The organism is Paenibacillus apii, assembly GCF_011043685.1.
Classification (GTDB): Bacteria; Bacillota; Bacilli; order Paenibacillales; family Paenibacillaceae; genus Paenibacillus_AQ; species Paenibacillus_AQ sabinae.
In genome coordinates, this window is record NZ_JAAKGU010000002.1 from 455151 (window position 1) to 481541 (window position 26391).

The window sequence follows — 26391 nt, forward strand, 5'->3', positions numbered from 1 at the left end:
TTTTATCAAGGGGGATGAAACGAAATGTTGGCAAATGCAATTAAGAAAAGATTGAGCAAAGAAGAGAATCAGAAGGGGTTTACGCTGATCGAGCTGTTGGCGGTTATCGTGATTTTGGGAATTATTTCGGTTATTGCGATACCTTTGATCGGGAATGTCATCAATAATTCAAAATCGAACGCTGATGTGGCTACTGCCCGTCAGATTTATGATGCAGCTCGGCTATATATCATTGGTGAAAAAGAGGGGAACTTTATCAGTCAGACAGTTTCTGTAGATGCAGGGACCAACAATGATGATCTGGTAACCAAAGGTTATCTTGATAATAATTTAGTATTACCCAGCTCTAAGAAGGCTATTACTGGTGGAACTGTAACTTTTAATGCATCTGGGCAATTAGAAACTTTTTCATTAACATTAAGTGGAGTAACAAATCCGAAGACTTTTACACCCGCTGAGATTTTGTCAGCTAAACCGGCTACAACGAATTAATATTCTCAATAATTCATCAATTTCTATCAGGAATCGGACCATTCCGATTCCTTTTTTAAAACCATCAAGAAAGTGAACAGGAACACGCCATGACGATTTTTCTCGCCGTTTATATCACCTTGCTCGGACTGATTCTGGGCTCCTTTTACAATGTCGTGGCGCTGCGGGTACCTGCGGGGGAATCGTTGACCGCTCCGCCGTCGCACTGCACCAGCTGCGGGACAAGGCTGAGAGCGAAGGACCTGATCCCGGTCTTCAGCTGGCTTGCATCCAGCGGAAAATGCCGCCACTGCGGCACCCGCGTGTCACCGCTCTATATGCTTGGGGAACTCGCGACGGGACTGCTTTTTCTATGGTCATACCTTAAATTTGGGCTGAACGGCAGCGGAATCACCGCGATGGCACTGTCGAGTCTGGCCGTCATCGTAACGGTTGCGGATTTAAAGTTCATGCTGATCCCGAATAAAGTGCTGCTGTTTTTTCTGCCGATTCTGCTCGTGCTGACCCTGCTGTTCCCGGAACGACCGCTGTGGCTGCATCTGCTGGGGGCGGTGCTCGGCGGCGGCGTCATTCTTCCGTTCGCTTTGTTCGGCGGAATGGGGATGGGCGATGTCAAGCTGTTCACGCTGCTGGGAGGGGTCATCGGATTTCCAAACGTTCTGCTCGCGTTCTTTACCGCGTGTCTTCTAGGCACCGTCGCCGGCGGAACGCTCCAGCTGCTGGGTATTGTGGGACGCAGACAGCCGGTTCCGTTCGGTCCGTGGCTGGCGCTCGGCGCTCTACTCGCATACGGTTACGGATCACAGATTATTGGCGGGTATCTCTCGCTCATCCGTTAGGAGGAATATCGATTCAATGCTTGGACTCAGTACACCGGCGGCCGGTCTTGCGATTGAGCAGACGGGAATCCGCTACATCAGCTTAAAGAACAAAAAGTCTTGGGAAGTCCGCAAGAAACGATTTCTCCCGCTCCCTCCGGGCATGATCGTGGCAAATCAGGTGGCGGAAAGCGACGCGCTGCTTGACCTGGTCAAGCAATGGGTGAAGAAAGAAGGATTGCGTGGCAGCCGGATTGCCCTCTCCATCCCTCCTTCGCAGATCATTATCCGTAAAATGACCATTCCGAGCACCAATGACAAGCAGGTGGAGCAGCTCGTGAAGCTGGAAGTGGAAACGGGGCTGCATCTGCCGTTCGACAATCCTGTTTATGACTATGTCGTTACTGAAGTGGACGAGGACCAGAGTCATCTGCTCGTTTTTGCCGCTCCACGTAAGCCGATTCAAGAGTACATCGATATTCTGGAAAAAGCGGGCCTGCGGGTAACCAGCGTGGAGATCGCGGCGACCGCCTTGGCACGAAGCCTGTCCACGGGGAAGGGCGAAAGTTTTGAAGAGACGATGCTCATTAACATGGAACAGTCCATGCTCGACGTATACATGTTCCGCAGCGGGAATCCGGTATTTATCCGCACGATTAACCTGATGGACTTAAGCCAGTCCGTGCCGCAGGACAACGCTGATTCGGTAAGTGACTGGTATATGGCGGAAGCGGCTGCCTCATCGGAGGAAGCACATAAGCAGTTGTCTCCGGAGCAGGTGGTGGAGATCACCGCGGAAATTTTGCGGATGCTCAACTTTTATCAATACAGCTTGCACGACGGCAGCACCCGTATTAAAAATGTACTCATCGCAGGCGCACCGGAATCCCGCCGCCAGCTGTTCGAGGAATTGCACCAATCGCTGACGGAGCAGGATGTTACCATGATCGGGCTGGAACAGCTGGCTGCTGCCGCGAATGTGCCTGATCCGGGTCTTAACGATTACCGTGTGGCTGTGGGGGCCGCCCTTCGCGGCAGCGGATTCCTGACGATTGACCTGTACCCTCGGGAAGACCGGGAAGCGATGCTGTTTCCTTACATTGCCACGGCTCTTGCCGGGATTTGGCTGCTTGGCACGATCGGAACCGGTATTTATTACGCAGCGGAGCGCGGGCGAATCTCGAACAATATCGAGCAGATCCAGGGTGCGCAGGACCGGGGGACGATGCTGCAGGCTGAGCTGGCCAAGCTGAACGGAGACGGAGGACAGCTGAACCGGAAAGCGGCCATCGGCGAAATTTTGAAGTACAAGATGAACATCGTTTCTGTGCTGAATGAGCTGGCGTTCGGACTGCCGCAGGGCAGCGCACTCCGCAATATTAATTATACGTACCGCACATCCATTGATTTGACTGTGAAAGTACCGCGTATGGAGGATGCTTCCATCTATCTGGCCCGGCTTCGTCAAATGTCGTTTACCGTGGACGCTTCGATCCAGAAGCTGACGGAAGGCGATACCGGCGCAGGCCCCGCGTCAGCGGCGCTAACCAAATCGTATACCGCCATATACAAGGTAAATCTGACCCCCAATAAACCGAAAGAAGACGCGGACGGTACAGATACAAACGGGCAGGAAAACCAAGGGGAGGAGGCCGGAAGTGGAACAAATCAATAAATACCGTTCTCCGATTGTGCTTGGAGTGCTTATTCTTTTCCTGATGCTGCTGGCTTTTTATTTGCTGGGCTTGCAGCCTGCGAGCCGGAAGATCAGCGAACAGGAGGCGCAGCTTGCACAGCTCAATGAGCAGAATCAGCTGCTGCAGTCCCAAATCGACAAACTCCAAAGCTCCTCACCGGGAGCTGAAGAAAAGGAATCGCTGCTGGCGCAGCTTCCGCGCGGCGATAACAGTGAACAATTAATTCTCGATCTGCGGGCCATCGGCACGATGACAAGCGCCAGATTGAAGGACATCAGCTTTACGGCAGGAAATACAAATCCCATTCAGGAAATGACCGGTGCTTCCACTGCCGCCTATCCAACGGTAAAAGCATTGAAAATGACGGCCATCGTCGAAGGCGACTATACCAGCATCCGCAACTGGATGAAGGCGCTGCAAATGCTGCCGCGGATCATTAATGTGGATTCTTTTGTTTTTCAGCGGTCGAGCGCGAAGAATCCGGGTGCCGCCCAGAGCATGAACAGTATTTTAACGGCGACGGTGTCGTTTACGGCTTATTATGAAGAAGCGGATCAAGATAAGGCCGGGGACAAAAATACATGGACCCAATCGGGCTCCGATCAGACGGCTCTTGCCGGCCAATGACCCGGTCATGCCCATCCATATTTCGCTTAGCGTCCGGCTCCTGTAAGGAGGCCGGATTTTTTTCAGCGCCCCCTTTCGAAACCGTTTCCAATATTGCACCAAAAGGAGATTGATAGCCTGGAATCCGGGCATGATCAATAACCTGACGGCAACCAGTATCATCCCGCTCGTGGTCATGCCAAGAGAGGTGCTGGAGGAAGTTTCGCCCAATTCGAGACGTTTCAATATAACGGGCAGGAATGCCGAAGAAGGAAAGCGGGGAAGTGCAAAAAGCGAAAGCCTGCGTTGAGGAGAAACGTAGTAAAGAGAGCGGGTAATGTCTATGGCCTTAATGCGTGCAAATCGGAGACATACACCACTCCCGCCAGCTTGCCGCCGTCCGTAACGATAATGGCGTCGTTCCAATCCATCGGGTTGCGCCCGAGCGCCATAGCCAGAACCTTGCGGGGAGCAGAGCTAATGTCGACAATCAGCGGATGAACATGGGCCAGCTTCATTACCGGCTCTTTGTAAAAAGAATCTGTTTCGCCCCTGCCTGTCGCCGCCAACAGGAATTTCTCGCTCATCAGCAATCCAACCGGCTCGCCGGCTGCATTACAGAGAACAAGGCACTTGGACTCGGGGTGCTCAAACATGGTGCGAAGCGCCTGCCGGCATGTACGGCGGTCAAGAACTACCGGAACGGGCCGAATGATTTCCGCCAGCTTGGAGGCGGTTGATGCTGTCTTTGTGGTCATCATGTGAAGTCATCCTTTCCCGAATGTTAATCTAAAGTTAATTTTGAGTATATCACCAGTATATCAACCGATTGTTAAGGGAAGCACCGGGCTAGGTAAAGCTCAGATGAAATCATTGGAAAAAAGTGATGAAAAAGCCGGAACCGCAAATTGGCGATTCCGGCCTTTCTCGAAATATCAGAAAGTATAAGCTTCGCGCTTATCCTTAACCTGATATTTTTACGAGAAACGGATGCCCTCCTCCTGAGAGGACGGCGAAGCCGTTTCTTCTTAAAATACAAGAATTTATAAGTTTCACGCTTATAAAAGACCTTGTATTTCTACGAGAAACGCACTTGCGTCTTGAAAGACGCCGTCGGGCGTTTCTTCTTAGTTGTCCGGCTCCCGCTTAATTCACCTTCCGGATACCGTCCTCCACGAGCGGACGCTCCGTTGGCTCCGGCGTAAACAGCCCCCCGCTTCCCTGACCGACGGCGACAAGTGCCTTCTGCGGCCGGTAGATGTCGCGCGACAGCCGTTTCCGCTCCACGGCAATGCCATCGACCATACGGGTGAGATAGGTTTCCACGACATACCCCGCTTTGCCTCTCTGGAGCGTGCGGGAGGCTCCGCGCGGCAGCGAAGCGTCGGGGACGGTTCGGCTGCCGGGGGGCAGGATATCCACGGTTTTCGATTCTACCGTGTACGATACATTTTGCGGGAAGGTGCCGAAGAACTTGACCGTCAGCGTCCGGCCCCGGACCGCCGATCGGATCAATAAATAACGGCCGGTGTTATTGCGGAAACGGAAATTGATCGACCCTTGCGCGAAGGTCGCGTCCTGCCCCTTCGGCAGGTAGCTTACCGGAAGGGAGTGGTTGCGCCGCTCCACGATCTCAAGCCCCGTGCGGAGCGCCGCGTTGTACAGCGTGCTGGACACCTGGCAGATGCCGCCGCCGACGCCCGGCTGAAGCTTGCCGTTCACGATGACCGGCGCTTCGCGGAAGCCGGTGGTGCTCACCGCTTTTTCGATCGCTTTGCCGTAATCGAATATTCCGCCCGGGGGAAGGAGCGTGTCGTTCACCGCTTTTGCGGCGGACTCCACGTTATAGATCCTTCCCGGTCCGCTTGAGCCCAGCGAGGTGCTGAATTCGGTGATCTTCCGCGTCACGCCCTGCTCCTGCAGCGAATCAAGCGTCACATCGGGCTGCACCGTCTTGAGGGGAAGCCCGACGACGATTCCCGTGCTCCGCGCAGCCTCCGCCTGGCTAAAGCTGCCAGGCAGCGCGGCCCTCATCGCTTCTTCCAATCCGTTCCAGTCCACCCTCTGGGCGGTGCTTCCCGGCGTGTAGACAATTCCGTCGCTTTCCGTAATTCTGCGGGTGGCGTTCACTGGATCGCCGAAGGAGGCGCTCTCCCACTGGGGGCTCAGGCTGCGTTTCAGCAGCGCGCTGTCCCAATCGCCCTGAAGGCTCCAGACCTTCTGGAACCCGTAGCGGGCTTTCACCCGGTCTAGCAGGCTTCCGTCCGTCAGACGGTCCAGACCGCTCAGAAACGAATCCGCGTTGTACGAAACCCCCGCTTCCTTCAGGGTCAGCCGGATTTTGGCCTCTCCGCCGGCCGTCAGCGTGACCGGAACCGTATGGAGCGATTGCAGCTTTCGTTCCAGTTCCGTGCGCGCCTCGCCCATCTTCATTCCTCCGACCTTCCAGCCCGCGAGTGACGTCCCTTTGGGAACGCTGAGCTGCCCCGCATATAAATACAGCCCTCCGTATACGAGCGAAACCGCCAAAATCAGGCTGATTAACGCGATCAGGACGCCATGTAATTTTTTCATCGCAAGTCTCCTCTGGTACGATAATGTTGCGCCGGGAAGGCGCCGGTTCTGCCGCGCCCGGTCTCTTTAGAAACACGGTCCGCTATTCCGATATAGTTATAAAGACGCGCGGGGCAGGCGTGATATTTCAGATATATGCCCGGACCCGTCAAAACTTTCGGGTACTCAAGCAGTTACGGATTTGTTACAATAGAAACGTTGCGGGTACATTGCAGTTTATGGAAGCTTACGCGGAGGATTGTCGAAGCACGCGGGGCCGATAATGTCAGAATCGGGAAGTGATAACTTGATAGAAATGCAGGATATTTGGAAGACGTATCCCAACGGCACCCATGCCCTTCAGGGAGTGTCGGTCAAAATCGACCGCAACGAGTTTGTATATGTCGTCGGTCCGTCCGGTGCGGGAAAATCGACATTCATGAAATTAATTTATAGAGAAGAGACGCCGACCAAAGGACAGATTTCCGTGGGCGGTTTTAATATCGACAAGCTGAAGCCCCGCAAAATCCCTTATGTGCGCCGTAACATCGGCGTGGTGTTCCAGGATTTCCGGCTGCTTCCGAAGCTGACGGCTTTTGAGAATGTCGCATTTGCGATGGAGGTTATCGAGGCGCCGAAAAAGCAGATCAAGAAACGGGTGAACGAGGTGCTCGACCTCGTGGGCCTGCGCTCCAAAGCGAACCGCGAGCCTTCCCAGCTCTCCGGCGGAGAGCAGCAGCGAATTGCCATCGCCCGGGCCATCGTCAACAATCCGTCGGTTATTGTGGCGGACGAGCCTACCGGGAATCTGGACCCGGAGACGTCGTGGGGCATTATGCAGCTCCTGGACGAGATCAACTTTCGCGGCACGACGATTGTCATGGCCACCCATAACCGCGATATCGTGAACAAAATGCGCAAACGCGTGCTCGCCATCGAGCACGGTCAGATCGTTCGAGACCAGCTGAGAGGAGAATACGGATATGAGTTTTAAAACCTTCTTGCGGCATGTGCGGGAAGGCTTCAAGAACGTATTCCGCAACGGCTGGATGTCGGTGGCTTCCATCACATCCATCGTCGTCTCCTTGCTCGTGTTGGGTGTTTTTATTTTATTGGTATTAAATGTAAATTCATTGGCGGACAAGGCGGACAGCCAGGTGCAGATCAACGTTCATTTGACGCTGGAAACGCAGAAGGCTCTGCGCGATACGATTCAGAACGAAATCGCCGGCATGCCGGAGGTGAGCAAGGTTGAATTCATCTCCAAGGAACAAGGGCTCGCAGAGCTGCGCAAGGATTTGGGGCCAGATGCCGACAGCATTCTGGAAGGATTCGACAAGGACAACAATCCGTTGAACGACGCATTCCGGGTAGAGGTGGTTGAGCCGACGACCGTGCCGTTTGTGGCCAAGAAGATCGAGGCGCTGAACGACACGCATCCGGAGAAGCCGATATACAAGGTGAAATACGGTCAGGGCGCTATTGAGACGCTGTTCAAAATCACGCGTACGGTCCGCAATATTGGCTTTGTTTTTGTCGCAGGGCTCGGCCTGGTGTCGATGTTCCTTATTTCCAACACGATCCGGGTAACCATACTGGCCCGCCGCAAAGAGATTGGAATCATGAAGCTGGTGGGGGCAACGAACGCTTTTATCCGCTGGCCGTTTTTTGTGGAGGGCGCGCTGATCGGATTGCTCGGCTCACTGGTTACTGTTGGAGTGCTGTATGCCGGTTACACCGGGCTGAATTCGTCTATGAAGGGTGACCCGCTGATGGGGTGGAGTCTGCTGCCCTTTAACGATATCTGGATGCAGCTGTGCGGTCTGCTAATCGGCCTTGGGATGCTGATCGGCATATGGGGAAGCACCGTTTCTATCCGCAAATTTTTGAAAGTATAGCCGTTGGTCAAACTTGAACACTAATGAACAAAGGACGGGGAACGCGAGTTGAAAAAAATAGCCGCCGGATTAGCCGTACTGCTGCTGTCTGCCGTAATGTTCCAGCCCTCTGAAGGATATGCCAGGAAGACGACCGTCGCCGAAATCGAGAAGCAGCTTAAAGCGCTGCAGCAGGATGTGCAGGACGCCAAGGCGCAGCAGGAAAAAGCCTCTGCCCAGGGTCAGCAGGCCCAGCATTATAAAAATAAAACGAACCAAAATCTGCAGTACGTGCTCGGCCAGATCGCACAGGTCAAGGGGGAAATGACGCAGATTTCTTCCAAAATCGCCAGCACGGAGGAATCGCTGAAGACAACGGCGGCCGAGCTGGATGCCGCGCAGGAACGGGTAGATTCACGGAAAAAGCTGATCGAATCCCGCGTGCGTCTCATGTATACGGATGGAGCGGTATCTTATCTTGACGTGCTGCTCTCTTCCACGAGCTTCTCGGATTTTCTGGACCGCGCGGATTCTCTCAAGCTGATCGTCGATCAGGATCAGGATCTGCTGGATCAGCATAAACGGGATGAGGCGACCGTGACCGAGAAGAAGAAGGAGCTGGAAGGCCAGTATGCTCAGGCTAAGCAGCTGTACGCTGATCTGGAATCCCAGCGAAGCGTCCTGAAGGAAAAGGAAGCCGAGAAACAGCAGCTGATCGCTTATTACGATAAGGCGATTGAAGACGCCGAGGATATCAGCCAGGAGCAGAACGCCAAGCTCGTGCAGCTGGCGAGTCAGCGGGCCGCGCTTGAGGACCAGAAGGATAAGATCAAGGCCGAAGAAGCGGCAAGAAGAGCGGCTGCGGCCAAGGCGGAAGCGGCGAGAAGAGCGGCTGCGGACGCTGCAAAAAGGGCTGCTGCGGCGGCTAGCTCCGGGAATTCGGACGATGATCACGGCGGCGACGATTCGGGCGGCACTTACGCCAGCGGCGGCGGCCCGCTGCTGCTGCCCGTGGGCAACGCGCGGATTTCCTCGCCTTACGGCTACCGGATTCACCCGGTAACGGGAGATCGCAAGCTGCATACGGGCGTTGACTTTGCCGTTCCGCAGGGCACCGACATTCATGCGGCCGAAGCAGGAACGGTCATTGTCGCGGAATGGTGGAGCGGCTACGGCTACTGTGTGGTCATTGACCACGGCGACGGCATGTGGACGCTGTACGGCCATATTCGCGAAGGCGGAATCAAGGTTAGCGTGGGAGACAAGGTGGAGCGCGGACAGAAGATTGCGGAATCGGGTTCTACAGGGCGGTCAACCGGACCGCATCTTCACTTCGAGGTCCGGATTGACGGAAAGCCAGTCGAGCCGATGGATTACCTGTAGTTTCACGGAATTATAAATATTATTTAGGATTACGGCATATACTGGAAGTCAGACCGATTCTTGCGGACGACAGCTTTACAGGACCGGCAGGATGGACAAGAAGGGACGGTGAAGGCTTCATGTTAAAAAAGAGCACGGCGGTTTTTATGGTAATCGCCGCTCTGCTGTGCGGCAGCCTGCTGACGCTGGCCGTTACAGGTTCGCTATTATCCGGACAAGCTGCCGGAGAAAGCTTGGCGACGGCCCCGTCTATCGGGACGGGGCTAAAGCAGAGCGAAGCGAGGAAGCTGGGAACAACGCTCGGCCTGATCGAGAGCAATTACTACCAGAACGTGGATCGAACGAAGCTGATCGACGGCGCGGTTAACGGAATGATGGAAGCGCTCGGCGATCCTTATTCCAATTATATGGCCAAGGAGACGGCGGAGAAATTCGAGGAGAGCATCGAAGGCTCGTTCACCGGCATCGGAGCCGAGGTGTCTTCCGATAACGGCAAAGTCGTCGTCGTGTCGCCGATTAAAGGCTCGCCGGCGGAGAGGTCCGGTGTCCAGGCGAAGGACATTATCGTCTCCGTGAACGGACAATCGCTGGAGGGCATGGATCTGAACGATGCGGTCGCCAAAATCCGCGGCCCCAAAGGCAGCACGGCCGTACTGGTCATCCAGCGCAGCGGCTCTGCTGAACCGCTCACCTTGAGGATCGTTCGGGACGATGTGAAGCTGGAGACGGTTTACTCCACCATGGAACAGGGCGGCATCGGCGTGATCGAGATTACGCAGTTCTCGCTGAACACCGCGGACCGCTTCAAGGAAGAGCTGGACAAGCTGGAGAAGAAGGGCCTGAGAGGCCTGGTTATCGACGTCCGCAACGATCCCGGCGGCGTACTGCCGGTGGTCATCGATATTGCCGAGCAGTTCGTACCGAACGGCAAGACGATCGTTCAGGTGGAGAACAAGGAGAAGCAACGCGAGCTGACGACCTCCAAGGGCAGCGGCAAGGATTATCCGGTCACCGTGCTGATGAACAAAGGCAGCGCCAGTGCTTCGGAGATTCTGGCGGGAGCCCTGCAGCAGTCCGCCGGAGCCAAGCTGATCGGTGAGAACTCCTTCGGCAAGGGAACGGTTCAGACCAGCTTTGACAAGCAGATGGGTGACGGCAGCCTGCTGAAGATTACGATTGCCAAATGGCTGACGCCGAACGGCAGCTGGATTCACGGCAAGGGCATCAAGCCGGATATCGCCGTGGCCCAGCCGGACTACTTCTCGGTGTCGCCGATCGACAAGAGCCGGCCGCTGCAGTATAACATGAACAATGCAGACGTGAAGAGCGCGCAGACCATGCTGGATGGCCTTGGCTACAAGCCGGGGCGGAAAGACGGTTATTTTGATACCGGCACGAAGGAAGCGGTGCGGAAATTCCAAAGCGCATCCAAGCTGAAGGCTACCGGCATCATTGACGCCAAGACGGCGGAAGCGCTGGAAGCGGCCTTGATCAAGGCGATCCGGAAACCGGCGAACGACAATCAGCGCAACCGGGGGATAGAAGAGATCCGGAAGGAAATCGGCGCGAAGGCGGCGAAATCTTAAAGAAGGCTGCTTGCAGCCTTCTTTTTCTCTTTATATAAGCTTTTGAACCTAAGATCACCGTGGCGACGGACGGCTTGGGCCCATATTTTTCTATCCGCCAGGCCTGTCTTTGAGCGTTTGATTCCATTAGAATAGAGAAAGAGCCAATAGAGAAAGAGCCGCACTGAGGTGCCGCAGCCCAAAGGAGCGTGACGATCCGTTTGAATGACATGCTGGAACTGCTGGCAAGCTTGGGAAATGCCGCGCTGCATATGCTGATGCAGCCCTTTTATTATATCGCTTTGCTGTTCATCGCCTTTTATTACCGCAGGCAGACACTGCTGGAGCGGAAGCTTATCCATGTCAAAATGCATAGCTGGGGCAATGAAGTCTGGCGCGCCGTTTGGAGCGGACTGGCTGCGGGTGTTCTCGTCTCGGCAGCCGCCGTGCTGCTGGGCGTCTCGGTCACTGGCGCTGCTGTCGTCTGTATCTGGGGGGTCAGCGCCGTACTGATTATATTCCGGGTACGGTATTTCTGCTTCGCTTATTCCATCGGCCTGCTTGGGATACTGCAGTTCATCCTTTCCTTCTTTCCGGATTTCCGGCCCGGCGGGCTGGGCGGTGAAGCGGCCGCAGCGATAAGAGGAATGGATATTCCGGCGCTTCTTGCTTTGGCCGCCATTCTGCACCTGGCCGAGGCGCTGCTGGCCCGTTGGCAGGGACCAGCACTTGCGACGCCGCTCTTTCTGGAAGGCAAGCGCGGCCGGGTCGTGGGCGGCTACCGGATGGAAGCCTTCTGGCCGCTGCCGCTCTTCCTGCTCGTTCCCGCAGGAGCCGGGGCCGGCGACCTGCCGTGGCAGACGCTGCTCGGCGGCGGCTTCGGCCTCGTCTCGCTGCCGGTTATCATCGGCTTCAGCCAGCTGACGACCGGCATGCTTCCGCAGCGCAAGGCCGCCCGCGCTTCGGGCTGGCTGCTGCTGTACGGCGCCGTGCTGCTGGGCCTCGCCCTGGCGGCCGCCTGGTACAGCCCGCTGACGCTGCCCGCGGCGCTCGCGGCTCTGCTGCTGCACGAAGGGCTGGTGTGGTACGGCGCTCTGGAGGAGCGCCGCCGCAGCCCCTACTTCGTGCATCCGCCGCACGGCCTGAAGGTGCTGGCCGTGCTGCCCGGCAGCCCCGCGCACGAGCTGGGCATCCTGCCGGGCGAGGTGCTGCTGAAGGTCAACGGCGAAGCGTTGACCGGCCGGGCGCTGCAGCTGCACGAGGCGCTGCGGCGGAGTCCGGCGTTCTGCAAGCTGGAGGTGCAGAACGCCGCCGGCGAGAGCAAGTACCTGCAGCGCGCCATCTACGACGGCGACCATCATCTGCTGGGCGTCATTCTGGCGCCCCAGCCGGATGAGGATACGACGGCGCCGGAGAAGCCCGCGGGCATCTTCGGCATCGCCCTCATGAAGACAGGCGCCCGCCGCCGGCAGAGCGGCGGATCGGAGCTGCCGCCCCGGCGGGAGGCGGCAGCAGCGCAAGAGACGGCCGCTTCACCGGCTCCCGCGCCGGGAGCCTCCGGGGCGCTGCCCGGCCCCGGCGGAGCGGAATCGGCAAAGGGATAAAGCAGGGAAGAAGAGCCGCGGCCTGCGCTGTTGGTGCGATAAAGAAATGAAAAAGCCCGAATTTCCGACAGATCGTCGGAAATCCGGGCTTTTGTGTCTTTGCTCCTCTGCTGTAGCATCAAACCGGTCACCGCAGCAGGGGCGGCGCTTGTTTCCAAGCCAGGTTCTGCCGGCATGCATCCTGCACCAGGTGGCTTCACCTGACCGGATGTGCTGCATAACGCGGGTTCCCGCGACTGGATGCGCTACATAACGCAGATTCCCCCGGCCTGCGTATTGCATCACGCAGACTTACCTGGTCGGGCGTTCTGTACAGCGCAGATTCTTTCGGCATGCGAGTGGCATAACCTGACCTTACCTGGCATACGTTCGCATGATACAGCCACTTTCCATAGGTGTCGCATACCTCAGCCACTCTAATGCGTGCCGCATAACTCGGCCCCTCCTGGCGCGGTTGAGTGCAGCCTAAAACAACACGCCGGAAGTAGACCAATTACCGTCCATCGCAAAAGTAGAGACAGAAGAAGGTTCAATAGCCGTTTGTTCAGTTGAAAGCTGGCCGGGGGGCCTCCCGGCGAGGGAACAAGGGGGTCCCATTGCCGTTTGTTCATCCGAAAGGCGGAGCATTCCTGCAAACCTGCAGGTTTTTCAGGCGAAATCCCCCCCCCTTCATGGGAAATAGCTGCTAGAATGCAGTTATTTTGGTGCTCGGCACGTCAAATGGAGAGATGTGGGCGTAATGCCTGCGCATTTGCAGGAATTGAATTAGGGAGAGATTCTTGACGAGAAATAGATGTACAATTGCAGGAAATGTGCTTAATCACGCGGCCTCACCTGACTGGAAGCACCGTATCGCGTGACCTCCCCCGGCATACACGTCTGCACCTGACCAGACGTACTGCATCACGCGGCCTCATCCGGCATGGGAGCCGCATAACCCGCCCCCTCCCGCCACCGCCCGCAACAAGGATCAACCCCACTAGATAAATCCATCACTCCACTGCAAATACCGCCCGAATCACCGCTGATTTTTTAAATAAAAAATCGCGATCTGCGTCCGGTCCCGGAGGCCCAGCTTGCTTAAAATCTCGGTTATGTAGTTTTTGACCGTGCCCTCGCTTAGGAAGAGTTCGGCGGCAATCTCCTTGTTGGAGTATCCCTCGGCGATAGCCGCGACCACCGACAGCTCCGTCTTGGTCAGCCCGTAGGAGTCAAGCGAACAGGAGGCCGTTTCCGCGGCTGCGGGTTGCAGAAAGCCCGCCAGCTTGCGGGCAATGTCAGGATGAATGAGCATGTTGCCCTCATGGACGGTCTTGATCCCCTGGATGATGCGGTCCGGGGGGATGTTTTTGAGCAGATAGCCGCTGGCTCCTCCTTTGAGTGCCTCGATAATATATTCGTCGTCGTCGAAGGTGGTCAGCATCAGCACGGCCGCCTGCGGGAAGCTCCGCTTGATCAGCCGTGTTCCTTCCACGCCGTCAATCCCGGGCATGCGGATATCCATCAGCACGACGTTCGCTTCCGTGCCGCTTTCCAGCAGCTTCAGCGCTTCGCCCCCATCTGCCGCAGCCCCCGTCACCTCAATGTCCGGGTCCATGCCGACGAGCACCTTCAGACTCTCCCGGATAAAGGAATCATCGTCCACGATCACTACTTTTATCACGATAGCGGTTCCCCTCCTTTAAAGAAAACTGATCCAGCCAGCCGCTTTAAATGATTTCGCTCTGTTTGTAGACCGGCAGCGTCGTTATCACCGTAAAAGGATAAGCGGTCCGCACCCGGAGCGTTCCACCGACAAGCCGGGTCCGCTCCTCCATCCCCCTGAGTCCCATGCCGCCGCCCCCACCGGTAAGGGGGAATTCGTGATTCCCGCCTGACAACCGTCCCGCACCATTTCCATCGTCCCCGTTATCGCCATTAACCTCCGCAATCTCGCTTCCATCCGCCTCCATCTCCGCCTTACCGTTATTGCTGACCTCCATCGTCACCTCGGATGGGCTGTAGCTGACCTTGATGCCGACCGAGGTGGCAAGCCCGTGCCGGAGTCCGTTGGTGATCGCTTCGCGGGCATTTTTGTACAGCACCACCTGAAGGCTCGGATAGAGCGGATAAGGCATACCCTCCACCGTATAGGAGGTCTCGATGCCCGTGTCCCGTCCCGTCTCTTCCAGCAGCCGGTCCAGGGCATAGGCCCCTTCAAGCTGCGGCCCCCGGCCGATGCGCCTTACGGCGAACCGCAGATCGTCCATGCACTCGGCCAGCTGGTCGCGAACCTGACCCATCATGGTCATGCCCGCTTCGGGAGCGGAGGGGAGCGTGTGCAGCGCGGCCTCCATCATCATTTTGACGCGGATCAGCCGATGGCCGATATCGTCATGCAGCTGGCGGGAAATCCGCACCCGCTCCTCGGCCTGGGCGGCATTTTCCACCTGGGCGGCGAACTGCAGCAGGCGGCTGCGCGCTTCGTCGAGCTCGAAATGCTTTTTCCGCAGCTCGTCGTACAGATGAAGCGTCTCTTCCTGGCCGCGTCCCGCCGAATGCAGCTGGAAGGACAGCGCGGCAGCCAGCAGAAACACAAGATTAACCCAGGCGCGGATCAGTGGAGAAGCCTCCATGACGGCGGCGTTCAGGGCGGCCAGATGGATCACCGCAAACACAAAGGGAAGCGGCCGGGGGAGGAAGCGGGAATAGACGAGCAACGCGGACAGAGAGGGAAGGGCCATGAGGCTTCCGTACCGGAAGCACAGCCAGGAAGCGTACAGCATTTCCGCCGCGGCCATCGCCGCCGTGAAGCGAGCGGGAAGTCGCCCTCCCAGCGCCGCCAGCAGCAGAAGGATCAGCAGATGCAGGGTGAACCGGTCATAACTGATATATTCCTGGACGTACATCGAGAGAAAAGCGGGCACGGCAATGAGTCCGTACCTCAGCAGCTTCAGCTCCTTGGTCACGCATCGTCATCCTTTTCGGTCAAAATAGAATTTGCCCTTCCATCTTAGCACATCCCCCTAGCTTCGGTACGCGTCCCCTGCCAAAAAAGCAGAACTGCCGCGCTTCTCCCCTGGCCTTACCTGAAGAGATGACTTAAGTCACCTTCACATCATGACCTTCCGTACCTTCGGCGTCCCTCGGGCTGCGGTACAATGAAAACATGAAGAATACAAGGGCAGGAGAGATGAGCAATGGCGCTTGCGCAGCTAACCGATGTGGTGAAAAGATACGACAGCAAATTGACGGTGGATCATGTGAACCTGAGCATTAAGGAGGGGGAAATATTCGGCCTGCTCGGCCCGAACGGCGCGGGCAAAAGCACGACGATCAGCATGCTCTGCGGCCTCTTGAAGATGGACGGGGGAAGCATAGTCATTGATGGCATTTCCGTAACGAAGCAGCCGCTTGAGGCCAAAAAAAGAATCGGGCTCGTCCCCCAGGACCTTGCGCTGTACGAAGATTTGACCGCTTGGGAAAATGCCTCCTTTTTCGGCAAACTGTACGGCCTGCGCGGCGAACTGCTGAAGGAACGGGTGAAGGAGGCGCTGGAATTTACCGGACTGGCGGACCGGGCCAAGGATAAGCCGTCCACTTTTTCCGGAGGGATGAAACGGCGGCTCAACATTGCCTGCGCCATCATGCACCGCCCCAAGCTGATCATTATGGACGAACCGACTGTCGGCATTGACCCGCAGTCCCGCAACCATATCCTTGAATCGGTCAAAGCGCTCAACAAGCTGGGCTCAACCGTCATCTATACGAGTCACTACATGGAAGAGGTCGAAACCCTTTGCGACAGGGTGGCGATTATGGACAAGGGGCATATTATCGCCTGCGGGACGGAGAAAGAGCTGCGGGAGCGGGTCGCGCACGAAGAGAAGATCGTCATCAAAGCGGGCAGCATCACGCCTGAACTGATTCGAGAGCTTAAGCAGCATCCCCGGGTGACCCGGGTGGAGGCGGAAGGAGAGACGGTGGAGCTGTATTTGCCGTCGTCCCAAAGCGAGCTGCAGGACATCCTGTTTATTTTCGCCAAGCATGGGGGCGTCATTCAGGCACTGCAAATTGAAGAGCCGGATCTGGAGACATTATTCTTGAGCCTGACCGGGCGGACCTTACGGGATTAGGAGGGGAGAACAATGGCTAATATATGGACGATTGCGTCTTATGAGCTGCGGCGGCTCCTCCGCTCCCGCTCCATGCTGATCAACCTGTTTCTGCTGCCGATTTTGCTGATTTTCCTGCTTGGTTCGGCGCTTTCCGGCGTTATGGATGGAGGTAAGGACCAGAAGATCGATTCTTTCCGGGTGGGCATTGTCGATGCGGCAGCGAACCCCTCCGAACGCTCGCAGCTGATCACGAGCTTTCTGAAGTCGCCGGAGGTTACGGAGATTATTACACCGGTAACGGCGGACAGCCGGGAAGCGGCGGTAAGCGGCTTGCGTTCAGGAGAATACAGCTATGCGGTTATCGTTCCGGCGGGATTCGACAAGAATATCATGAGCGGGAAGGAAGCGCGGCTTGAATATATTCTCGGTAAAAATCGAACGGACAATATGGTCGCGGCGACCGTGTTCGATAATTTCTTAAGCAGCATCAATTACAGGCAGGCCGCCGCCATGACGCTTGGACCTCAGACGATTCCCGCGATGACAGTGTCCGGGGAAGGCGGTCCGGCCGCGGTACTCGGCAAGCTCAATGAAGAAGCCCCGGCCTACACCGCCTCCCAGTATTACGCGGCTTCGATGCTTCTGATGTTCCTGCTTCTGTGCGGACAAATGGTGATCACCAGCCTGTACAGCGAAAAGGATAACCATACATTGTTCCGGATCGGCTCCATGCCGGTCAAGGGAGGAGAGCTCTTTATTGGAAAAATGTTCGCCATCGGCCTTGTATCAGTCCTTCAGTGCGCCTCCATTATTATAGCCACGCACTTTCTGTTCGGCGTGTATTGGGGCAACCGCCCGGGGCTGCTGGCGCTGTTATGCCTGCTGATGATTTTCGCTTCGCTCACTTTGTCGGTCGTTATATGCATGTTCGTCCGTACTGCAGCGCTGGCACGCTCCATTTTAACCGGGCTCACGGTAGTGATGACGTTTATCAGCGGAGGGATGGCTCCCCTGCCGGATTCCTGGTTGAATACGGGCGGTGCGTTTTCCATCAATCATTGGGGGATGAGGGGCATCCTGCGGATGATGCTGGAGTCACCGCTTTCGCAGATTTCGGGCAGTATCGTGATGCTGTCGCTGATCGGTCTCGTGCTGATGAGCTTGGCATTTTTCTCATACCGAAAGGTGGGTTATCATGCATAATATCCTTACCATTGCCTGGAATCTGATCAAACGGATGATTGGCAGACGCAAAGGCGTGATCGCCTATATTCTTATGCCTGGCGTCATTGTTTCCTTCATTATATGGATGACCGGCGGTACCGTGGATCATAAGACGAACGTGCTGTACACGAACCTTGACAGCGGCCCCGCTGGAGCGCATGTCATTGCCGAACTGGAGAAGACCGGAGATTATAACCTGATTGAAAAAAAGAGCGAGGATGAGCTGCGCGCCGGAGTCCTTAATGAGGAAGGAAGCGCGGGACTGGGAATCCCGGCGGGCTATACCGCTTCGCTGCTCGCCGGCCAGGCTCCGCCCATCCATATCTATGAGCTGAAGACGTCTGAAGCGTCGATTACGCTTAAGATGAAAGCCGGGGAAATCGGCGACCGGCTCCGTGAGCTGGCCTTAGCGGTAAGCGCAGCCGGAACCGGAAGTGCCGCAGGTAAGGCTGAGGCTCCAGTCGCGGCTAAGACGTCTGAAGCGGCGGTCAGTACGGCTCCTGCGCGTGAAGCGCGGTTGTCCACCATCCTGCAGCTCGCGGGGCAGCATCTCGTTGGCAGCGAGAAGACCGATTATAACCTGTACCCCCGTGAAAGTCTTAGTGTCGTTACCGGATTTATGCTGATGTTCCTGATGGCTATGGTTACCAGCTCCGTTTCGTTCGTGATGGATGACCGCAGGCAGAGAACGATGATGCGGATATTCAGCGCGCCGGTTCGTTCTTATGAAATTGCGCTTGGCAATTTTCTGGGCAGCTTTACGGTGGGCGTGATCCAGGTCGCCGCTGTGCTTCTGGTTGGCCGGTATGTGCTGAACTACAACTTTGAGCTTCCGATAAATCTATATTTTCTGATCCTGTCGGCCTTCATGCTCGTATCGATGGGGCTGGCCAGCACGGTTGCCGGACTGATCCGCAACCCGAACAATGCGGGCATGCTGAATGCGCTCATCCTGACCCCGACCTGTATGCTGGGCGGCTGCTTCTGGCCGATCTCGATCATGCCGGACTTCATGCAGAAGGCCGCCAATTTCGTCCCGCAAAAATGGGCGATTCAGGCCGCCGACCTCGCCGCAACCGGCAGCGGCTGGAGCGAGCTGTGGCTGCCCTTTGCGGTGCTGGGCCTGATGGCCGCCGTTCTGCTGGCGATCGGCTCCGCCATCCTGCGTCCGAACGAGGCGGCTGTATAGAGCTGCCTGCTTCCAGCTGTAATGGCAAATTGATCACTTTCGAACGTCCTGATCCATTCCACTGAATGGCCGGGGCGTTCTTTGTCTTTTTAGGGGAGGTATTCAGTATCAATATTGAGGAAGCGCCAGCAGCATTTACCTTGGTACCATTTGCGGAGCAGAACAGGAGAACGAAAGGGCCGCCCTACGAGCGGGGGCATAGGGATGCCGAGAAGTTGTTTTATGTACGAGCTTCGGCGAGGCGCGATGAACCAAATGATGCAGAAAACCTGAAATTGTACATCTTTTCTCTGACGTAGAACCCTCACTGAATAAAATACCTGAAAAGATGCAGTTTTTTACTCGTTTAACCTCGAATGCAGTTGGCACAGCCTTAAATTCCTGCACAATCGGAGGTTTATACTGCTGACAAACGCTTCTGATCGAAAAAACCTGCACTTTAGCCGGTTTACAAGACGCTGAACTAAAAATCATAACCAACTTAGCTCCTTCAATGGTGGAGCTTTTCGATCTGAACAGCTTAATTTTAAATGTATGACCATAGGCGATTATCCCAGCTAGTTTGCTTCTACTCCTTACAATGATTCTAAACAAGGGTATATTTATAGGGATAATTTTAAAAAACCGAATAAACTATCGTTTTATGGAGGAGCCTGTCACCAAGGGCTCCTTTTTGCCGTTTTCAGGGCATTTTACTGAAATCGGTTATGGCTTTTCCCATCTTACTAAGAATTGGAGCGTTGATCGATGGAATTTATTTTAACCTTGCTGCTGATATTGCTGTCCACCAAGCTGGTCGGAGATCTTGCGGTGCGCCTGGGCCAGCCAGCCGTGCTCGGCAAGCTGATTGTGGGAATCGTGCTCGGCCCGGCGGTGCTGGGCTGGATTCGGGACGGGGAATTTATTCATTTTATGTCCGAAATCGGCGTGCTTCTGCTGATGTTCATCGCGGGACTTGAGACGGATCTGGACCAGCTGCGGCGAAGCTGGAAGTCGTCCATTGCCGTCGCTGTGGGCGGGATCATTCTCCCGCTTTTTGGAGGAATGGGCATTGCGGAGCTGTTCGGCTTCTCCTATACGCATGCGCTGTTCCTGGGGGCGATCTTGAGCGCGACCTCCGTCAGCATTTCCGCCCAGGTGCTCAAGGACATGAACAAGCTGAATTCCCGGGAAGGCTCGACGATTCTGGGAGCGGCTGTTGTTGACGATATTCTGGTTGTGATTATGCTTGCGGTGCTCATGAGTCTGTTCGGCGAGGGGGAATCGGTCTCCCTTGGACTGCTCATCGGTAAAAAGCTGCTCTTTTTTGCCGTAGCCCTTATTGCCGGCTGGCTGATCGTTCCCCGGATGCTCAAGTGGCTGGCACCGCTAAAAGTTACGGAAGCGACCGTCAGCATCGCGCTGGTCATCTGCTTTGCGTATTCCTGGTTCGCCGAATGGACCGGAATGGCCGGTACTATCGGCGCGTTCGCCAGGGATCGCCGTCTCGCAGACCAACTATAAACACAACGTTCAGGAAAAGCTGGAGCCGATCGCCTACGCCATGTTCGTTCCGGTGTTCTTTGTCAGCATCGGGCTGAATGTCTCGTTCAAAGGCGTCGGCGGCCAGATCGGCTTTGTCGTTGCGCTGTCAATCGTGGCGGTGCTGAGCAAGCTGCTCGGCGGCGCTCTCGGCGCGCGTCTGACCGGATTTAACAATCACTCCTCCATAGCCATCGGCGCGGGGATGATTTCCCGGGGAGAAGTGGCCTTGATCATTGCGGCGATGGGACTCGGGAACGGACTGCTGCATCCGGATTATTTTACCTCGGTTATTATTGTCGTCATCCTGACAACGCTCGTGACCCCGCCGATGCTGAAAGGCATGTTCCGCGAGAAGGTCAAGCCGGTGCAGGAAGAGTAGCTCCAACTTTCATTCGGGAAGCCTTCAATTCTTTGCCGATTTGAACGCCATCCCCGGCGGCTTGCTTGTAGTGGCGGATTCCATCCCCTTGGGACTCGTGCGCCCACGCTTCATCTCTGCAATAAATAATCCCGATAGAATCAGCGCCGCTCCGATATAGCCGCGTACGGAGAGATGCTCATCGGCAAAGACGTAGGCGAAAGCGGCGGCAAACACAGGCTCCAGTGCAAAAATAAGTCCCGTATGGGTCGGTGTCGTATACTTTTGCGCAATTGATTGAATGATGTAGCCCGCCGCGCTGCACACAACGCTGAGCATCAGGACGGAGATCCAGCCTTCCAGGGATACAGGGACCTGAGGGGACTCGAACAGGAAAGAGAACAACAAGCCGAGGCCCCCGGCGAACCCCAACTGCAGGATTCCGAGATTCAGCGGATCGGCAACCTTGGCCGCCGCTCCCGTCACCAGGATATGGACGGCGTACAGCAGCGCGGCAAGGATGCATAATAAATCGCCCGGCTTTACGCTCATGGGCCCGCTGAGTGTCAGCAGCCCGATGCCGGTCATCGTCACGCATGCTCCGGTTATGAGCCTCGCTCCGGGCTTTTGGTTCAGTACAACCACCGACAAGGCGGGAACAAAAATAACGGTTAAGCTGGCTAGAAAGCCGGCATGGGACGTTGATGTGCTGCGAAGGCCGAAAATGACGGAGGCGGACACAGCGAACAACAGAAAGCCGAGCACCAAGGAATAACCGAGCGTTCTTTTATCCGCCAGGCGCAGCCGCTTAAACCATACAGCCCCGCACAGGATGAAGGCCAGAAAGAATCGAAGGGCAACCAGATTAAACGGTGAGACTGAATTCAATCCGTTCTTCATAAACAGATACGAAGAGCCCCAGCTCAACGTGACAAGCATCATCAGTAAATCTGCGTTTCTTTGTTTCATCGTAACCGGCTCCTTTGGGGTCAGTCGAATGTGCCAAGGAAATCGTTTTTCGGAAATCAGCACTGGACATATCCTTATTCTAAAAGCTAGTATAAAACTGAATTTGGATTAAATAAATTGAATGTTTATAAAGGTATTCTTGAATAAAATTCATCTATTGGAGGCGGGATCATTGAGCCTGCTCAAATATGAAGTCTTTCAAACCATTGTTGATTTGGGAAGCCTTGCCCGGGCCGCCGAAACCCTTGGCCTTACCCAGTCCGCGGTCAGCCATGCTCTCAGCAGTCTTGAAGACGAACTCGGCTGCGTCCTGATGATCCGGAACCGGACGGGGGTGCGTTTGACGGCGAATGGCGAGCGTGTACTGAAGCATGTGCGGAATATGCTTGGCTGCCACGAACAGCTCAAGCAGGAGGTTGCGGCCATCAATGGAATTGAAGCCGGGATGATCCGGATCGGCACCTTCTCCAGCATCTCCATCAATTGGCTGCCGGGAATCATCCGCCGCTTTCGGGAGGAGCATCCCCGGATTGAAATCAGGCTCGTGAACGGCGATTTTGACGAGATCGAGGAAGGGCTTAAGAACGGCACGATCGATCTCGGCTTCATGTCCCTCCCCGCCTTGGGCAATTTCGAGACCATTCCGCTCAGAGAGGACCGGATGGTGTGTATCGTACCGGAGGAGCATCACTTAAGCGGAATGGAGCGGATCACGTTCGCCCAGATGGAGCAGGAGTCTTTTATCATGCCTACCCCTGGCTGTGATCAAGACGTCATGCGTGTACTCCAGAAGCTTCCCTGCCAGCCCCGCGTGCAGTTCCTCGCCGGTGACGATTACGCCATCATTGCCATGGTCGAGAACGGGCTGGGGATCAGCATTATCTCCGAGATGATCCTGAAGAGCCGAGGCTCCCGGGTCGCCATGCTGGAATTGGAAACGCCCTGCTCCCGGTCTCTGGGAATCGTCGTTCCTTCACGGAAGCAAGCTTCACCAGCAGTCCATAAATTCATCGAGCTTGCGCGGCGTTGGGTAGAGGAATGGAGACTGCCCTCATGATGAACGGTCCGCTTCGCGTATTCGTGCACCCCGTCCCCATCCTTTGGTAGGGGAAGTTCTCCGTCCAGAGGCTGAGAATCAAACCCGCCGTACGACGGTTTTAAGCCTGCCGGAAAGAAACTAAACTGAATCATGAGAAAAGCTGAACATACATACCAAGAAACAGACAGCAAGAGCATCACCAATACTGGGGAGTGGAAGGAGAAATTAATAATGACATGGTTGACAAAATGGGCGTTCGGCAATAAAGCAGCCGCAGGGCTGCTGATTGCGATGGCGCTCGTCGTAGGAGTGATGAGCTACAGCTCATTGCCGATGGAGTTCATGCCAGAGGCGGATAATCCGCAGGTGACAATAACGGCGCTCGGTCCCGGACAGAATGCGCATTCGATGGAAGAGAAGGTAACCAAGCCGATCGAAGCGGCCGTGTCCACGGTTAAAGGCAAGACGGGAATGACGTCCACCTCGGGAGACAGCTTTACAAAAGTGGACCTTAATTTCGACTCCAAGACAAATATGAAGGATGCCGCTCAGGAGGTTCAGAAAGCAGTCGATGCGCTGCAATTCCCGCAAGGGGTGATGAAGCCGTTCGTGCTTCAGCTGAATACCTCGATGATTCCCGTTTCCGAGGTTACCCTCGCGTTCGATGCAGGAATCACTGAAGAGAATCTGAAACTTGCGGAGACTACGATTATTCCCGAGCTTCAAAAGATCGAAGGAGTAGCGAATGTTGCGCTGTACGGCAAAACCGCGCCGCAGGTGACGGTTAAGCTGGACCCGCGTCTTATGGCAGAGAAGAAAGTGTCCGTCCAGCAAATTACCAGCCTGCTTCAGGGCCGGAACGTATCGGCTTCCATCGGGGAGCAGACGCTTGGCGGCCAGACGGGCAGCGTGAGCGTCGTATCCTCTATCGATAGTATCGATACATTGAAGAAGCTGCCGGTCTCGCCCGGGGTAACGCTGCAGGATATTGCGACGGTTCAGGAGAAGAGCGATCAGGAAAGCGTCAGCCGCTCGAACGGCAAGGATGTGCTGTTCGCGATAGTGACGAAGGAAGCCAATGCCAACGCGGTCGGCGTAGGCAATAAGGTAAAGGATGCGGTGGACCGCATCAATAAGGATGTGAAGGGAACCGAAGCTGCGGTCATATTCAGCACCTCGGATATGGTCGTCGATTCCGTGAATAGCATGATGCGCGAAGTGCTGCTCGGGGCCTTGTTTGCGACAATCGTCATTCTGCTGTTCCTGCGTAATCTGCGGGCAACGCTCGTGACGGCCGTTTCCATTCCGCTGTCGCTGGCCGTTACGTTATATCTGCTCGATATCTCCGGGATTACCCTGAACATTATTACGCTCGGCGGGGTAGCCGTTGCGGTCGGCCGTCTGGTCGACGACAGCATTGTCGTGATCGAGAACATTTACCGCAGATTGCAGAAAGAGTCCTTCTCCATTGACATGATGATCAGTGCGACCAAAGAGGTGGCCCGGGCGATTACGTCCTCGACGGTTGCGACCGTCGCCGTCTTCCTGCCGATGGGTCTGCTGCGCGGCAGTCTGCAGGCGTTCCTGCTGCCTTTTGCCTTAACGGTTACGTATTCGCTTCTGACATCGCTTGTGGTCGCTTTGACTGTCGTTCCATTGCTCAGCTCCGTGCTGTTGCGGAACACCTCGATGAAAGAGCATGATCCGTCCAAGGGTTTCCAGCGCTTCCTGAAGTGGAACCTGAACCATAAGTGGGTGTCGTTGTCGCTGGGACTGATTATTCTGGTGTCTTCCATCGCCGCTTATATGAACATGCCGAAGGGCGCTCTTGACGCTTCCGATGCAAGCATGGTCTCGGTAGAGCTGAAATACCCGAATGATACACCGGTTGCGGAGGTTCTTGAACAGGGGAAACGGCTGGAACAGGAATTGATTAAACAACCTCAGGCCGAGACGGTAATCATGCAATCCGGGAACAGCGCCGATGCCGCTAAATGGGGCAACGTATCCTCGGCTACCGCGGTCAACTTTACCGCGACTATGAAGAAAGATGCCGACGCCCAAGCGTTCTTGGATACCGTTCGCGGCCTGCAAAACACCTTTAAGGGAGCTACCCTAACGGCGAAAGAGGCCAGCATTATGCCTTCGGCTTCGACGAGCGAGTACATTGACATCGCCGGCGAAGATCTCACCCAGGTTACTGCGGCGGCGGGTCAGGTTATGGATAAGGTCAAGACAATTAACGGCATCCAAAAAATCTCCAGCAATATGGAGGATACGAAGCCGGTCTTTGCCTTCAACGTGAATCCGGCGCAGGCCAACGCGCAGGAAGTTTCGATGCAGCTGGCCGCTATGCTGAATCCGATCCCGCTCGGCGAGATGCAGCTGAACGGCTCTCCGGCATCGGTTGTACTGTCGCCTCTGGCCGAGCCGAAGTCTCAGGCGGACCTGCAGAATATTACACTGATGACTTCAACCGGGCCGAAGCCGCTGTCGCAGCTGGCCAGCCTGGAGGTTCGGGAAGAACCCGCCATGCTGTACCGCAAAGAAGGCAAACCTTACGTTCGCATTACGGCTGAAGTTGATCCGAAGAAGGTATCCGAAATCGGGGCCTCGATCAAAAAAGAAACCGACAGCGTCAAGCTGCCGGAAGGCGTAACGATCATCTCGGGCGGCGCCTCCGCCGACCAGGCGGGCGATTTCAAAGACCTCGGGATGACGGCGCTCATTTCAATCGGTCTCGTCTACCTGATCATGGTGATCACCTTCAAGACGCTTCGCGCTCCGCTGGCGATCATGTTCTCGCTGCCGCTCGCGGCCATCGGCGCAGTCGTCGGTCTGCTGGTATCGGGAGTGACCCCCGATTTCACCGCCGTATTCGGCGCGCTGATGCTGATCGGTATTGTGGTCACGAACGCGATTGTGCTGATTGACCGCGTTAAGCAGAATGAAGCGCACATGAGCATCCGCGATGCGATTCTCGAAGCGGCGGGAACGCGGATGCGGCCGATTCTGATGACGGCCATCGCGACAATCTGCGCGATGCTGCCGCTGCTGTTCGGCCATTCCGAGCAGGGCAGCATCGTCTCGCAAAGTCTGGCCATCGTGGTCGTCGGCGGCTTGACCGCCGCCACGGTGTTGACACTGATTATCGTGCCTGCCGTTTACGAGCTGTTTTACTTCCGCAAGTCGGCGAAGCAGCGCAAAAAAGCGCTGAAACCGGCGGCTTATCCAGCAGCAGGCACGAATTAACCGGACCTGTAAAGAACCTTCTGAATAACCGCCTCACGGGACATTGCCGAACCGGCATCCAGCGTCAGGGCGGAAGAAATGAATTGCGGAGCGGGATTCCCTGGTATTTTACCGGGAGAATTCCCGCTCTATTTTTGCGCAAAA

At 55.9% G+C, this 26391-nt stretch carries 20 protein-coding genes and 1 pseudogene; 16 read left to right on the forward strand and 5 right to left on the reverse strand.

Annotation, left to right across the window (positions count from 1 at the left end; all coding sequences use genetic code 11):
* Positions 1 to 24: 24 nt before the first annotated feature.
* From G5B47_RS07950 to G5B47_RS07970, 5 genes are all read left to right on the forward strand, one after another.
* Positions 25 to 492 carry a prepilin-type N-terminal cleavage/methylation domain-containing protein gene (locus tag G5B47_RS07950; RefSeq protein WP_165096447.1) on the forward strand — a complete coding sequence of 156 codons (468 nt, stop codon included), beginning with the start codon at positions 25 to 27 and terminating at the stop codon, positions 490 to 492.
* 89 nt (positions 493 to 581) lie between these two features.
* A complete protein-coding gene (locus G5B47_RS07955; RefSeq protein ID WP_165096450.1) occupies positions 582 to 1331 on the forward strand; it encodes a prepilin peptidase in 750 nt (249 codons plus the stop codon).
* A 16-nt stretch (positions 1332 to 1347) separates the two neighbouring features.
* On the forward strand, positions 1348 to 2985 hold the full coding sequence (gene pilM, locus G5B47_RS07960; RefSeq protein ID WP_165096452.1) for a pilus assembly protein PilM: 1638 nt from the start codon (positions 1348 to 1350) through the stop codon (positions 2983 to 2985).
* A complete protein-coding gene (pilO, locus tag G5B47_RS07965) occupies positions 2969 to 3634 on the forward strand; it encodes a type 4a pilus biogenesis protein PilO (protein ID WP_165096454.1) in 666 nt (221 codons plus the stop codon). The genes pilM and pilO overlap by 17 nt, the downstream gene beginning before the upstream one ends.
* Positions 3635 to 3743: 109 nt before the next feature.
* On the forward strand, positions 3744 to 3923 hold the full coding sequence (locus G5B47_RS07970; RefSeq protein WP_165096456.1) for a hypothetical protein: 180 nt from the start codon (positions 3744 to 3746) through the stop codon (positions 3921 to 3923).
* Between the two features lie 31 nt (positions 3924 to 3954).
* Here G5B47_RS07970 and G5B47_RS07975 read toward each other — a convergent pair whose 3' ends face one another.
* Positions 3955 to 4374 (reverse strand): CBS domain-containing protein, encoded by a 420-nt coding sequence (locus G5B47_RS07975; RefSeq protein WP_165096458.1) that lies wholly within the window; start codon positions 4372 to 4374, stop codon positions 3955 to 3957.
* Positions 4375 to 4759: 385 nt separating this feature from the next.
* Positions 4760 to 6187 (reverse strand): VanW family protein, encoded by a 1428-nt coding sequence (locus G5B47_RS07980; RefSeq protein WP_165096460.1) that lies wholly within the window; start codon positions 6185 to 6187, stop codon positions 4760 to 4762.
* 286 nt (positions 6188 to 6473) lie between these two features.
* On the opposite strand from G5B47_RS07980, the gene ftsE reads away from it, so the two are divergent.
* From ftsE to G5B47_RS08005, 5 genes are all read left to right on the forward strand, one after another.
* Positions 6474 to 7160: a cell division ATP-binding protein FtsE gene (gene ftsE / locus G5B47_RS07985; RefSeq protein ID WP_165096462.1), complete on the forward strand. Its 687-nt coding sequence runs from the start codon at positions 6474 to 6476 to the stop codon at positions 7158 to 7160.
* Positions 7150 to 8064 (forward strand): permease-like cell division protein FtsX, encoded by a 915-nt coding sequence (ftsX, locus tag G5B47_RS07990; protein WP_165096464.1) that lies wholly within the window; start codon positions 7150 to 7152, stop codon positions 8062 to 8064. The genes ftsE and ftsX overlap by 11 nt, the downstream gene beginning before the upstream one ends.
* 48 nt (positions 8065 to 8112) lie before the next feature.
* Positions 8113 to 9426 (forward strand): murein hydrolase activator EnvC family protein, encoded by a 1314-nt coding sequence (locus G5B47_RS07995; RefSeq protein ID WP_165096467.1) that lies wholly within the window; start codon positions 8113 to 8115, stop codon positions 9424 to 9426.
* Between the two features lie 119 nt (positions 9427 to 9545).
* Positions 9546 to 11012 (forward strand): S41 family peptidase, encoded by a 1467-nt coding sequence (locus tag G5B47_RS08000; protein WP_165096469.1) that lies wholly within the window; start codon positions 9546 to 9548, stop codon positions 11010 to 11012.
* A 209-nt stretch (positions 11013 to 11221) separates the two neighbouring features.
* On the forward strand, positions 11222 to 12595 hold the full coding sequence (locus G5B47_RS08005; protein WP_165096708.1) for a PDZ domain-containing protein: 1374 nt from the start codon (positions 11222 to 11224) through the stop codon (positions 12593 to 12595).
* Between the two features lie 1018 nt (positions 12596 to 13613).
* On the opposite strand, the gene G5B47_RS08010 is transcribed toward G5B47_RS08005, so the two are convergent.
* A complete protein-coding gene (locus G5B47_RS08010) occupies positions 13614 to 14258 on the reverse strand; it encodes a response regulator (RefSeq protein WP_165096472.1) in 645 nt (214 codons plus the stop codon).
* Positions 14259 to 14304: 46 nt separating this feature from the next.
* Entirely contained in the window at positions 14305 to 15543 is a 1239-nt protein-coding gene (locus G5B47_RS08015) for a histidine kinase (protein WP_328804482.1), read from the reverse strand.
* A gap of 231 nt (positions 15544 to 15774) precedes the next feature.
* Between G5B47_RS08015 and G5B47_RS08020 the strand changes: the two genes are divergently transcribed.
* From G5B47_RS08020 to G5B47_RS08035, 4 genes and pseudogenes are all read left to right on the forward strand, one after another.
* Entirely contained in the window at positions 15775 to 16710 is a 936-nt protein-coding gene (locus tag G5B47_RS08020; RefSeq protein WP_165096474.1) for an ABC transporter ATP-binding protein, read from the forward strand.
* 12 nt (positions 16711 to 16722) lie between these two features.
* Positions 16723 to 17895: an ABC transporter permease gene (locus tag G5B47_RS08025; RefSeq protein ID WP_165096476.1), complete on the forward strand. Its 1173-nt coding sequence runs from the start codon at positions 16723 to 16725 to the stop codon at positions 17893 to 17895.
* Complete coding sequence (locus tag G5B47_RS08030; RefSeq protein ID WP_165096479.1) at positions 17888 to 19105, forward strand: ABC transporter permease; 1218 nt, start codon at positions 17888 to 17890, stop codon at positions 19103 to 19105. The genes G5B47_RS08025 and G5B47_RS08030 overlap by 8 nt, the downstream gene beginning before the upstream one ends.
* A 747-nt stretch (positions 19106 to 19852) precedes the next feature.
* Positions 19853 to 21008: pseudogene (locus G5B47_RS08035) on the forward strand (cation:proton antiporter).
* Between the two features lie 24 nt (positions 21009 to 21032).
* Here G5B47_RS08035 and G5B47_RS08040 read toward each other — a convergent pair.
* Entirely contained in the window at positions 21033 to 21956 is a 924-nt protein-coding gene (locus G5B47_RS08040) for a DMT family transporter (RefSeq protein WP_165096482.1), read from the reverse strand.
* A gap of 172 nt (positions 21957 to 22128) precedes the next feature.
* On the opposite strand from G5B47_RS08040, the gene G5B47_RS08045 reads away from it, so the two are divergent.
* Positions 22129 to 23013, forward strand: a complete 885-nt coding sequence (locus G5B47_RS08045; protein ID WP_165096484.1) for a LysR family transcriptional regulator — start codon at positions 22129 to 22131, stop codon at positions 23011 to 23013.
* Positions 23014 to 23226: 213 nt separating this feature from the next.
* The gene (locus G5B47_RS08050) at positions 23227 to 26247 is read left to right on the forward strand and encodes an efflux RND transporter permease subunit (protein ID WP_165096487.1); all 3021 of its coding nucleotides are present in this window, start codon (positions 23227 to 23229) and stop codon (positions 26245 to 26247) included.
* Positions 26248 to 26391: the final 144 nt, after the last annotated feature.

Excerpts from the sequence above, each read along its gene's own strand:
- G5B47_RS07950 (WP_165096447.1), top strand. The coding sequence starts at position 25 with ATGTTGGCAAATGCAATTAAGAAAAGATTGAGCAAAGAAGAGAATCAG.
- G5B47_RS07955 (WP_165096450.1), top strand. The coding sequence starts at position 582 with ATGACGATTTTTCTCGCCGTTTATATCACCTTGCTCGGACTGATTCTG.
- pilM (WP_165096452.1), top strand. The coding sequence starts at position 1,348 with ATGCTTGGACTCAGTACACCGGCGGCCGGTCTTGCGATTGAGCAGACG.
- G5B47_RS07975 (WP_165096458.1), bottom strand. The coding sequence starts at position 4,374 with ATGATGACCACAAAGACAGCATCAACCGCCTCCAAGCTGGCGGAAATC.
- G5B47_RS07980 (WP_165096460.1), bottom strand. The coding sequence starts at position 6,187 with ATGAAAAAATTACATGGCGTCCTGATCGCGTTAATCAGCCTGATTTTG.
- ftsX (WP_165096464.1), top strand. The coding sequence starts at position 7,150 with ATGAGTTTTAAAACCTTCTTGCGGCATGTGCGGGAAGGCTTCAAGAAC.
- G5B47_RS08000 (WP_165096469.1), top strand. The coding sequence starts at position 9,546 with ATGTTAAAAAAGAGCACGGCGGTTTTTATGGTAATCGCCGCTCTGCTG.
- G5B47_RS08005 (WP_165096708.1), top strand. The coding sequence starts at position 11,222 with ATGCTGGAACTGCTGGCAAGCTTGGGAAATGCCGCGCTGCATATGCTG.
- G5B47_RS08020 (WP_165096474.1), top strand. The coding sequence starts at position 15,775 with ATGGCGCTTGCGCAGCTAACCGATGTGGTGAAAAGATACGACAGCAAA.
- G5B47_RS08025 (WP_165096476.1), top strand. The coding sequence starts at position 16,723 with ATGGCTAATATATGGACGATTGCGTCTTATGAGCTGCGGCGGCTCCTC.
- G5B47_RS08030 (WP_165096479.1), top strand. The coding sequence starts at position 17,888 with ATGCATAATATCCTTACCATTGCCTGGAATCTGATCAAACGGATGATT.
- G5B47_RS08040 (WP_165096482.1), bottom strand. The coding sequence starts at position 21,956 with ATGAAACAAAGAAACGCAGATTTACTGATGATGCTTGTCACGTTGAGC.
- G5B47_RS08050 (WP_165096487.1), top strand. The coding sequence starts at position 23,227 with ATGACATGGTTGACAAAATGGGCGTTCGGCAATAAAGCAGCCGCAGGG.